This is a genomic window from Microcystis sp. M49636_WE2 (assembly GCF_030065375.1).
GTDB classification, from domain to species: Bacteria; Cyanobacteriota; Cyanobacteriia; order Cyanobacteriales; family Microcystaceae; genus Microcystis; species Microcystis aeruginosa_C.
Genome location: NZ_JASJFG010000861.1, coordinates 1 through 10,387, shown reverse-complemented (window position 1 = coordinate 10,387; position 10,387 = coordinate 1). Strand labels below are relative to the sequence as shown.

Annotated in this window: 14 protein-coding genes; 3 read left to right on the top strand and 11 right to left on the bottom strand. The window is 41.2% G+C overall.

The window, feature by feature from the left end:
* Positions 1-146: DUF790 family protein (locus PX484_RS19715; RefSeq protein WP_288105211.1), on the top strand; the 146-nt coding region annotated here is incomplete at its 5' end.
* A gap of 102 nt (positions 147-248) precedes the next feature.
* On the opposite strand, the gene PX484_RS19710 is transcribed toward PX484_RS19715, so the two are convergent.
* The 11 genes from PX484_RS19710 to radA all read right to left on the bottom strand — a co-directional run bounded on the left by PX484_RS19710 (position 249) and on the right by radA (position 8,867).
* Positions 249-710, bottom strand: coding sequence for an Hsp20/alpha crystallin family protein (locus PX484_RS19710; protein ID WP_002804085.1), 462 nt, complete (start codon positions 708-710; stop codon positions 249-251).
* Positions 711-1,191: 481 nt separating this feature from the next.
* The gene (locus PX484_RS19705; protein ID WP_287764556.1) at positions 1,192-2,565 is read right to left on the bottom strand and encodes a 1-acyl-sn-glycerol-3-phosphate acyltransferase; all 1,374 of its coding nucleotides are present in this window, start codon (positions 2,563-2,565) and stop codon (positions 1,192-1,194) included.
* A 311-nt stretch (positions 2,566-2,876) separates the two neighbouring features.
* Positions 2,877-3,686: a Uma2 family endonuclease gene (locus tag PX484_RS19700; RefSeq protein ID WP_002804089.1), complete on the bottom strand. Its 810-nt coding sequence runs from the start codon at positions 3,684-3,686 to the stop codon at positions 2,877-2,879.
* Positions 3,687-3,871: 185 nt separating this feature from the next.
* Positions 3,872-4,801: a lysylphosphatidylglycerol synthase transmembrane domain-containing protein gene (locus PX484_RS19695; protein ID WP_287671301.1), complete on the bottom strand. Its 930-nt coding sequence runs from the start codon at positions 4,799-4,801 to the stop codon at positions 3,872-3,874.
* On the bottom strand, positions 4,794-5,252 hold the full coding sequence (locus PX484_RS19690) for a DUF29 domain-containing protein (RefSeq protein WP_287764552.1): 459 nt from the start codon (positions 5,250-5,252) through the stop codon (positions 4,794-4,796). Before PX484_RS19690 ends, PX484_RS19695 begins: the two co-directional genes overlap by 8 nt.
* An 11-nt stretch (positions 5,253-5,263) precedes the next feature.
* On the bottom strand, positions 5,264-5,719 hold the full coding sequence (locus PX484_RS19685) for a DUF29 domain-containing protein (protein ID WP_287764549.1): 456 nt from the start codon (positions 5,717-5,719) through the stop codon (positions 5,264-5,266).
* An 11-nt stretch (positions 5,720-5,730) separates the two neighbouring features.
* Positions 5,731-6,186, bottom strand: coding sequence for a DUF29 domain-containing protein (locus tag PX484_RS19680; RefSeq protein ID WP_002804096.1), 456 nt, complete (start codon positions 6,184-6,186; stop codon positions 5,731-5,733).
* 11 nt (positions 6,187-6,197) lie between these two features.
* The gene (locus PX484_RS19675) at positions 6,198-6,653 is read right to left on the bottom strand and encodes a DUF29 domain-containing protein (protein ID WP_002804097.1); all 456 of its coding nucleotides are present in this window, start codon (positions 6,651-6,653) and stop codon (positions 6,198-6,200) included.
* Between the two features lie 12 nt (positions 6,654-6,665).
* Complete coding sequence (locus tag PX484_RS19670; protein WP_150975675.1) at positions 6,666-7,121, bottom strand: DUF29 domain-containing protein; 456 nt, start codon at positions 7,119-7,121, stop codon at positions 6,666-6,668.
* A 72-nt stretch (positions 7,122-7,193) separates the two neighbouring features.
* Positions 7,194-7,295, bottom strand: a complete 102-nt coding sequence (petL, locus tag PX484_RS19665) for a cytochrome b6-f complex subunit PetL (RefSeq protein WP_002791324.1) — start codon at positions 7,293-7,295, stop codon at positions 7,194-7,196.
* 45 nt (positions 7,296-7,340) lie between these two features.
* On the bottom strand, positions 7,341-8,867 hold the full coding sequence (gene radA / locus PX484_RS19660; protein WP_002804099.1) for a DNA repair protein RadA: 1,527 nt from the start codon (positions 8,865-8,867) through the stop codon (positions 7,341-7,343).
* Positions 8,868-9,100: 233 nt separating this feature from the next.
* Between radA and rpaB the strand changes: the two genes are divergently transcribed.
* Positions 9,101-9,829 carry a response regulator transcription factor RpaB gene (gene rpaB / locus PX484_RS19655; protein WP_002781934.1) on the top strand — a complete coding sequence of 243 codons (729 nt, stop codon included), beginning with the start codon at positions 9,101-9,103 and terminating at the stop codon, positions 9,827-9,829.
* Between the two features lie 9 nt (positions 9,830-9,838).
* The coding region (locus PX484_RS19650; protein ID WP_288105207.1) for a cofactor assembly of complex C subunit B at positions 9,839-10,387 on the top strand (549 nt) is incomplete at its 3' end.

Here is a 10,387-nt window from a genome sequence, read left to right as displayed (position 1 = left end):
CGGCCCAAGCAAACAATCTAATTTTAGCCGTATCGGAACGGTTAAATCTAGAAAAAGCTGGAGTTAAATTTCAAAATCTACCCGCTCAGGTTATCTGGTTTAAAGATAAATTATCACCCCAAGCAGTGTTAGAAGTTTTAAATTAAAGGGTTAAGAAGCTAAAAGCGGAAGTATGATTTAATACTCCCGCTTTGGTTTAATCAGACTAGGTTAACTCTTCCGCTCAAGACCGGACAATGAGAGCTACATCATTGAGCAATGGCAGGATTGATGGACACTTTCACCACTTTATTTTTTTCTTCTTCCGCTTTCGGGAGGGTGAGATTGAGAATGCCATCTTTGTATTCAGCAGCCACGTTAGTGTTATCAACCTGAACCGGTAGAGGAATAACCCGATGGAATTTACCATAACGGAATTCAGTGCGGGTAAATCCTTCTTCTTCGGTTTTAATTTCCGATTTTCTTTCACCATTAATGGTCAGACTATCGGCTGTTACTTCCACGTTGAGGTCTTTGGCTTCCATACCAGGTATTTCCAGTTTAAGCTGAACTGCCTCTGGCGTTTCGGTAATTTCCGCCGCTGGGATGAAGGACAACCCCATTTTTTCGCCATTGCCTACATCAGTCGGCACAAGACGGTCAAACAAGCGATTCATTTCTTTTTGTAGGCTTTCTACTTCTCTGAAAGGTTCCCAACGTATAAGTGCCATATAAGTCACCTCCGAAGTTTTCTTAACGCTAGAGATGTTGGTTTATCTCTACACTTTTAGGGTAGATAAAAGATTCTCAGACCGGGGTAGGGTTTTCGCTATTGAGTTTTTCCAGATTCCCGTACTATCTTCTATACTAGAGCTAGGTGAAAAAGTTTTGCGTCGGGAAGTGGGGTGTGGGAATTATAAATTATGAATTATGAATTATAAATTATGAATTGGGAATTATAAATTATGAATTGGGGAGTGGGAAATGGGGAGACCACTTCGTGCGCGATGTTCGGACGTTCGGACGTTCGGTGAGGCTCAGTCGAGCCGTTGCGGGGGAAGTGGGGTGTTTTCTCAGTGAACTGATAACTGATAACTGATAACTGATAACTGATAACTGATAACTGATAACTGATAACTGATGACTGATAACTGATAACTGATAACTGATAACTGACTCCACCAAGAGACTTTTTTAGTAAACCCTAATTATCTACTGATGAATAATTAAACTTTCTAAACTGGTTTGTAAATCTTGGGTTAATTGTGCTACGGCCGAGCGTCGATCACTTTTATAATCGCCATAGCGCTCGGATACGGAAATAGGTTTACCAATAGTTATTATTGCTTTTTGTTGACCAATTTGGGGACGGAAAAAGGGATTACCTCCTTTAATTCTTGTCACTAAATCCCAGAGTAATAAAATTGTCTCTGCGAATCTTTCTACAGTGGGTTTTTCTTTGACATAATAACCAGTTACTGATACAAAACTTTCCACAATTCTCATGTGCCACATTTTTAAATTAGCTTCATCAGCCAGGCGATCAGCTAATCCTAATTCAAGGGGAGAAATAGAATGAGTGGGTTTTAATTCTTGGCGATAAATGCGTTCCCATCCTGCTTGTTCTAAACGACGACAGCGATCAATCACATTACCATTAGGAGAAACATTAAAATACTTTTCTACGGTTTGGAGGGCCACATCTAATAAATTGGCTAAACGTTTAGCTAGGGTTTCATTTGGATCATCACCATTGGCAGTTACTACAGGCAAAGATTGATAGTAGAAATCTCGATAAAAATCCTCCATTAAGGATAATAATCTTTCTCCTAACCGAAAAAGACGCTCGTATAAAACCTTTTCTTCTCGGGATGAATTCGGGGTGGGTTCTAAACCGCTATCGTTTTCTAAATTAGTTAAAATTTGCTCGATTTCTTGCCACACTGGAGTCATATAAAAATACTGAATACCAATGGGTAAAATAATTACTTCTTGCTGTTGTTTAGCTTTTCTGACATCATCCACACCCCAAAAAGCCAATTGAGAAATACCCGGTTCAATAGCGCTGACAAGCTCATTATGTCCGTTAGTTGCCCCTTCCGGAGCGGCGGCTAAAGGATAATCTCCTTCTAATAATAAACGACGAGCCGAGCGCAATCCGATTAAATCGGCTTTTCCCCGTTGAATTGGTGTACCACCTAACTTAGAATATAACCATCCTACCCTTTCTCCAGCCCATAAAGGAATCCCTCGATCATACATAAAATGAGCGTGAATTGGGGCTGGTAATTTTATTCCTAACTCTTGGGCTTTTTTGGGTACTAATTTCCACAAAAGATAGGCCATACAGTAGGGATCGTTAATACTGGGATGACGAAAAGCAAGCAGTAAACGGACTTTTTTCTCTTGACTTTTTTGATAAAATGTGATTAAAGTTTCTAGATTGGCGGCGGAAATTTCTCTTAAGTTGGTTTGAGTTTGTAACCAGAGAGGTAAAAAGATTTGACATCCCTTTAAAAGTAAGAGATTAAGGTCAGGGGGGATAAATTCTAGAGGAGGTTGTGCGCCCAAAGATAGATTAGACATATAAGTAATATAAGTATAAGTAGTCGTGCCAAATAAATTTCCTAGTTGAGACTCCGAGACAGGTATCAGTTATCAGATTTGATTTTTCAGTTCACTGTTTACTGTTTACTGTTTAAGGAAGAATAAAAGAAAACTCTAATCAATAATTACCCACCGGCCAAAAGGTAATCACAGCAGCAAACAGGTGTTGAGCTAGATTTCAAATAGACTGGGATTGCAGGCTCCCTCAACCGTGAAAGGGGAAATTAACCGACTTTGAACGAGGAGGAACAGGAGCAGTTTACCTCCTCACCTAAACAAATACAGCTATACTATAGCTCTATCCCCATTTCTCGCAAACGAGCCGCCAGCCGTTGAGAACGCTGTCTTTCCGCTTCCAGAGCTTGCTGAGTAGCATTTAATTGCTCTTGTGCCGCAGCTGCTTGCTCCTGTGCCGCAGCCGCTTGCTCCTGTGCCGCTTCTTCTGGTAAGGGGATTAAATTGCCTTCCGGGTCATAAAATCTCGCCCAAATTGCCGTTTCTCGGTCAATAGTCCCCTCCCAAGTTCCCAACCAATAGCCTAAAGTTTCGCACCATAACCAGCCGCGCTCGTTTCGTTCTAAAGAATGGTAGCGTTGGTCGGCCCCTAAATGCCATCCTTGTAAAGAATTGCCATCGAAAGGATCGTAGATGAAATAATCTGGCGTGCGGAAGGTTCCCTCATAAATGGCTTTTTTTCGCACTTTATCGGTTCTGGCGGTACTAGGAGAGGTTAATTCTACGATAACGTCGGGATAACGTCCCTCTTCTTCCCAAATTACCCACCCCTGTCGCTCTCTCTTGCCATCGACATTGAGGACAGCGAAGAAATCGGGCCCGCGAAAATCGCGATTTTTCGCCTGTTCGCGGCTGAAATAAATAAACATATTGCCACCGGTGTAGAAGTCGTCTCGCTCGCCGTAACCCTGCTGTAGGGAACGAATCAAGACATTCATGGCAATGCGGTGTCGGTTGCTTTCCAAGGGTTCACCATCATCAAAAATTAAGTCTGTGGGGGGTGGGGGGGGTTCCCAGAAGTCCTCGAAATCTTCTTCTATCGGTGCCGGAGAGGTGGCAGTTTCGTCGCTTTTGGCAATCGTCATTTTTTCGGCCTCTCTAGGTGGGAGTATCCATATTTTTGCTGATTATTGATCCTATGTTACATCAGAATTTAGGAGTGAGGAGATAGATGTTAGGAGTTGAGAAAATTATCTTCAGTTAACAATGATCAAAACTTTTCTTCTGGGTGCGTTACATTGGGCTAACACACACGACTAATATCCTTAAGCTAACCAAAAAACTTGGCTTTATCTTTAACTAATTTTGTCCCGATTCCGGCGGCAATGACTTCGGAGAGAATGCTAATTAAACGATAGATAGCAACGGTGACAAGTACGTTAGCGGCGGGAAATTTTTCTGTGTCTAAAAGTGCGATTACTGTAGCTTCAAACACTCCTAATCCTCCCGGCGCTCCGGGGACAACTAAACCCAATAACCAAGCAAAACTAAAGGTTCCTAGTAGGGGTAAAATCTGAGCGGGGGTAATCATTTTTAACACCATCCAAGCTAAAATAAAACCCGCACCGCGCCACAATAAAAATCCAGTTTCACCCAAGAGGGGAACGAGAGGATATTGAGTTAGATAAACAGGTTCTTGAGCAATCTTTTTCTTTTGGCTAAGGATTTTCAGAGGATAATTTAAAAATTTGGGATGAATGCCGATTAAAATTAATCCTAAAACTAATATCTGTATCCCTAGACTTGAGCTAGATTTCATCCAACCTAAACCACTAGCAATTACTGCTATGGCTAAGGCTGCACACACCAGTAGTAAAAGTTCTAATAAAACGCTTAAACTAGCGGTTCCCCAATCACTTCCTGCTTTATTAATTGCCACGATGCGAGCATAAAAGTGACCGATATTACCGGGTAGATATTTTCCTAAATTGGTAATCATATAGATGCCAATTCCTGCGGAGGTTTTAATCGGTTGTTGATAGCTTTTGAGTATCCATGTCCACACCCATCCTGCCCAAATTTGAGCGATAATGGTGGTTACAAGTGCCAAGAAAAGAAATAACCAGCCATGATTTTCAATTCTAACTGAGGTGACGTTATCCCAGTTATTTTTAAGGTTACTGAGAACAAAAAATAAGGTTCCCCCAATAATTAGCCAACGTAGAAACTTTTTCAGCATTTCGTTTTTTCCTTTATTCATTTTCTGGGGGGAACCAATCGAGATCAAGCAGATTTTCTAAACTGTAGGGACATTCCCCGGGAAAACTAACTTGATTATCGGTTTTTTCTCTAACATAATTTAAGGCTTTCTGGTAAATACGAGGTAATTCTTGAGTGAGATAATTGCGGAGATTAGTAGTTAAATAAGTGTCGATCTGGTTTTTGAAATTGACGATTTCTGAACGCCAATGAGAACGATTATATTCTCTTTCCTCTGTCCAAAATTGTAGGAGTAAAAAATGTCTAATAATTTGCTCTAATAAACTGGCAACACGAAACTTTTTTTCGTTTCCCAAGTCTTCTAACTCCTCGATTAAATTCTCTAAATCTAAAGCGTCAAATCTTTTAGCCTTGAGCAGCTCTATAGTTTCTTCTAACCAGAGAGAATCATCAATTTCGTAGAGAGTTTTTAAGTCGGGAATAACAGTCATTATCATCTCCTTTATTCGTAAGATGGTAGCCAATTGGGATCGAGAAGTTCTTCTAAACTGTAGGGACAAGTATCGGGGAAAGTAACTTTATTTTTTGTCTTTTTCCGCACAAAGAAAACTGCATCTTCATAAATGTTAGTTAATTCATTTTGTAAATAATTACAGAGATTAGTGGTTAAACGTCTTTTTAGCTGAATTTGAAAGTTGACTATTTCTAACTCCCAGTGATCCTGATTATATGCTCTTTCTTCTGTCCAGAACTGTAGGAGTAAGAAATGTCTAATAATTTGCTCTAATAAACTAGCAACACGAAACTTTTTTTCGTTTCCCAAGTCTTCTAACTCCTCGATTAAATTGTCTAAATCTAAAGCGTCAAATCTTTTGGACTTGAGCAGTTCTATAGTTGCTTCTAACCAGAGAGAATCATCAATTTCATAGAGAATTTTTAAGTCGGGAATAACAGTCATTATCATCTCCTTTATTCGTAAGGTGGTAGCCAATTGGGATCGAGCAGTTCATCTAAACTGTAGGGACAAGTATTGGGAAAGTGGACTTGATTATTAGTCTTTTTTCTCGCATAACGGAGTGCCTTCTGATAAATATTATCAAATTCCTGTTCTAAATATTTCCGTAAACTTGCCGTTAGGTAAGTATTTAATTGATCTTGAAAATTTACCAGTTCTGACTCCCAATGAGCTTGATTATATTCTCTTTCACTTGTCCAAAATTGTAACAATAAACAATGTCTAATAATTTGCTGTAAAAAACTGGCAACACGAAACCTTTTTTCGTTTCCCAAGTCTTCTAACTCCTCGATTAAATTCTCTAAATCTAAAGCGTCAAATCTTTTAGCCTTGAGCAGTTCTATAGTTGCTTCTAACCAGAGAGAATCATCAATCTCATAGAGAATTTTTAAGTCGGTAATAACAGTCATTATCATCTCCTTTATTCGTAAGGTGGCAGCCAATTGGGATCGAGAAGTTCTTCTAAACTGTAGGGACAAGTATCGGGAAAGTTGACTTTATTATCAGTTTTTTTACGAACGTATCGCACGGACTCAAAGTAAATTTGCTCAAATTCCTGTTCTAGGTATTGACGAAGATTTGTGGTTAAATAGCGCTTTAACTGATATTGAAAACTTACTATCTCTGCTTGCCAATGAGCTTGATTATATTCTTTTTCCCTTGTCCAAAACTGTAATAACAAACAATGTCTAATAATTTGCTGTAAAAAACTAGCAACACGAAACCTTTTTTCGTTCCCCAAGTCTTCTAACTCCTCGATTAAATTGTCTAAATCTAAAGCGTCAAATTTTTTCGCTTTCAAGAGTTCGATAGTTTCTTCTAACCAGAGAGAATCATCAATTTCGTAGAGAGTTTTTAAGTCGGGAATAACAGTCATTTTTTATCTCCTTTATTTGTAAGGTGGTAGCCAATTAGGAGCGAGCAGTTCTTCTAAACTGTAGGGACAAGTATCAGGAAAGTTGACTTTATTATCGGTTTTTTGACGAAGATAGCGAAGGGCTTTTTCATAAATAGTTGCCAAATTATGTTCTAGATAATTTCTTAAATTAGTCGTCAAATAAGTATTAAGTTCATCTTTAAAATTGATAATTTCTGAACGCCAATGAGCCTGATTATATTCTCTTTCACTTGTCCAAAATTGTAATAATAAACAATGTCTAATAATTTGCTGTAAAAAACTAGCAACACGAAACTTTTTCTCGTTTCCCAAGTCTTCTAACTCCTCGATCAAGTTTTCTAAGTCTAGCGCTTCAAAATTTTTAGCCTTGAGCAGTTCGATAGTTTCTTCTAACCAGAGAGAATCATCAATTTCGTAGAGAGTTTTTAAGTCTAGAATAACAGTCATTTTTTATCTCCCCTAGAATTGGCAATAGTGACCAGTTAAACCGATCACTAAAGCTTTTTTACTGTTTATATACTAGATAATTTTAGCGGCGCGCAGACCGAAAAAGAGACCGAGGGCAATTCCGGTAAAAACGATCAGATAACCCGCTAAAGCAGCAACAGCTAACACAGACATGGTGAAAATCTCCCAAGTAATTTAATCTTTTTTAGCATTGTACCGTTATTCTTGCCCTTCCCCTTCCTCGTCTTCCATATCTTCCCCAAAGCGCTGCTGGGGGGGAATTGCGGCGACAATTGCCTCGATTACCTTGCCGACTGGAACAATTTCTAAGCCCACATCTTCGGGATAAACTTGACCTCTAGGGACAATTGCCCGTTTAAAGCCCAATTTAGCCGCTTCTTTTAATCTTAGTTCCATTTGCGACACTAAGCGCACTTGTCCGCCTAATCCCACTTCCCCGATTAAGACTGTGCGCGGATCGACGACTCGATCGCGAAAACTGGCGACAATAGCGATCGCAACTCCCAGATCCGCCGCCGGTTCTTCCACTCCCAACCCTCCTGCGGAGGCAACATAGGCATCTAATTTCGATAAAGGAATGCCGACGCGCTTTTCTAAAACGGCGAGAATTTGCTGTAATCGGTTGTATTCTATGCCAGTAGTCGATCTTCGGGGGGAAGCGTAGCTGGTGGGGCTAACTAATGCCTGTAACTCCACCACAATCGGGCGTGTACCTTCACAGGCTACCACCGTCGCCGTACCTGGGGAAAATTCGTCGCGATTGCCTAAAAATAATTCTGAGGGGTTTTCCACTTCCACCAAACCGTGGTCCACCATCTCGAAAATACCGATCTCATGGGTTGCCCCAAAACGGTTTTTCACGGATCTTAAGAGACGATGGGAGGCATAGCGATCGCCTTCAAAATATAACACCGTATCGACCAAATGTTCCAAAACTCGCGGACCTGCGATCGCCCCTTCTTTAGTCACATGACCGACAATTAATAAAGTAATATTCTCCCGTTTTGCCACCTGCATCAAGGCGGAGGTACATTCGCGAACTTGGGCGACGGATCCCGGTGCGGAAGTTAACGCCCCAAAATAAAGAGTTTGAATACTGTCAATTACCGCCACCTGTGGGCGTAAAGATTCTAATTCTCGCAAAATTTCCTCTAAATCGGTCTCTGGCAGAACATAGAGATGATTATCGAGTTCTGCGGTTGATTCGGAGGCTTTTTTCTCCTTGCCATTGCCGTTATTTTCCGACTCCACGGGAACCACTCCCACCCCCAAACGGGCAGCCCGCAGTTTAATCTGTTGTCCCGATTCTTCGGCGGAAACGTAGAGGATGCGCGGTAATCTTTGGGCGAGTTGGTTGGTAACTTGCAGTAAAAGCGTCGATTTGCCGATGCCCGGATCACCGCCGATTAGTACAAGAGAACCGGGGACGATGCCACCACCGAGAACGCGATCGAATTCCCCGTAACCGGAGGGAAAACGTTCCTGTTCATACTGGGTAATTTCCGAGAAGCGAACCGAGATGCGCGGTTGGGGGTTGCGTTGCCCTTTGCCGTTATTTGGGCGACTATTTTGCCATCCTGGGCGATTTACCGCCGGATTATTGCCACCAGCCATCACTTGTTCTTCTAAAGTCCCGTAGGTGTCACAACTGGGGCATTTTCCCAACCATTGGGGAGATTCCGCCCCACAAGCGCTACAGATATATATTGTTCGCGATTTCGCCATGTTTTTTAAGAAAAGTTGAAGAAAAGCAGTTTGGGGATCAATTCTCTTGTCAAATTTAATTAAGTATGATATAGGGAGAGCAAGACCATAAAGTTATTGATAATTGCCATAAAAGAAATAAAATAGGAAATTTAGGCTTAATGATAACGGCAAAAGGATATTCTATAAACAGGAACGCTCGTTATTTAACTTTAAAATTCATCACACTATTTAACTAAGGAGTGTTAATTCAGTTGGAGAACCAGAAGGAAAAAATTCTCGTTGTTGATGATGAAGCCAGCATCCGTCGTATCTTAGAGACTCGTTTATCGATGATTGGTTATGAAGTCGTCACCGCCGCCGACGGAGAGGAAGCTTTAGAAACCTTCCGCACCGCCGAACCCGATTTAGTGGTTTTGGATGTGATGATGCCGAAATTAGACGGTTACGGTGTCTGTCAGGAACTCCGCAAAGAATCGGATATTCCTATCATTATGTTAACCGCTTTGGGCGATGTGGCCGATCGAATTACCGGGCTAGAATTGGGCGCCGATGACTATGTGGTTAAACCTTTTTCTCCCAAAGAACTCGAAGCGCGGATTCGTTCGGTGTTGCGTCGGGTGGAGAAAAATGGCGCTCCGGGGATTCCCAGTTCCGGTGTGATTCATATCGGTTCCATTAAAATCGATACCAATAAACGCCAAGTTTATAAGGGGGATGAACGCATCCGTCTGACTGGTATGGAATTTAGTTTACTAGAATTATTGGTCAGTCGATCGGGAGAAGCTTTTTCCCGCTCGGAAATCCTTCAGGAAGTTTGGGGTTATACCCCCGAACGTCATGTGGATACGCGGGTGGTAGATGTGCATATTTCCCGTTTACGAGCCAAATTAGAGGATGATCCCAGTAATCCTGAGTTAATTCTCACCGCTAGAGGTACAGGCTATCTTTTTCAACGTATTCTAGAACCAGACGAGGAATAGTTCTCAGCTATGGCACCAGCTGATCCCAATCGTATTTTAAGACTGTTACCCCTGTTCGCTGGCATCGTCGGGGGTACGGTATTAATGTTTAATCGTTTTGCCACTGCCGATTTAACCCCATCGCAAGCGCGTTCCGATGTGATGGGAGTGATTTTGAGTGGGGTTTTAATTTTGGTGGGTTTAATCTGGCAAAGAGTTCAACCCCGCTTACCAGATGCTGTGGAATTAATCGGGCGCGAAGGCCTGGAATTTGCCCCAGATTTGCCAGAAGCGGTTAAAATTGAGCTTGCCTGGGCTTCCCATTTACTTTTAACTAACACCGTGACAAAATCTCTGATCGTTTATTATCGGGGAGAAGTTTTATTACGTCGCGGTATCTTAAGCCAGAATTCTGAAGTTAAAGTTAGTAATATTATCAAAAGAGTTTTAGAAACCGGTAAAGCCGTTTATTTAGTTAATTTAAATTTATATCCCGCTAAAATCGAGTTTGACTATTTGCCAGAAAACACCCAAGGCTTAATCTGTCAACCCATCGGTAAGGAAGGGGTGTTAATTTTG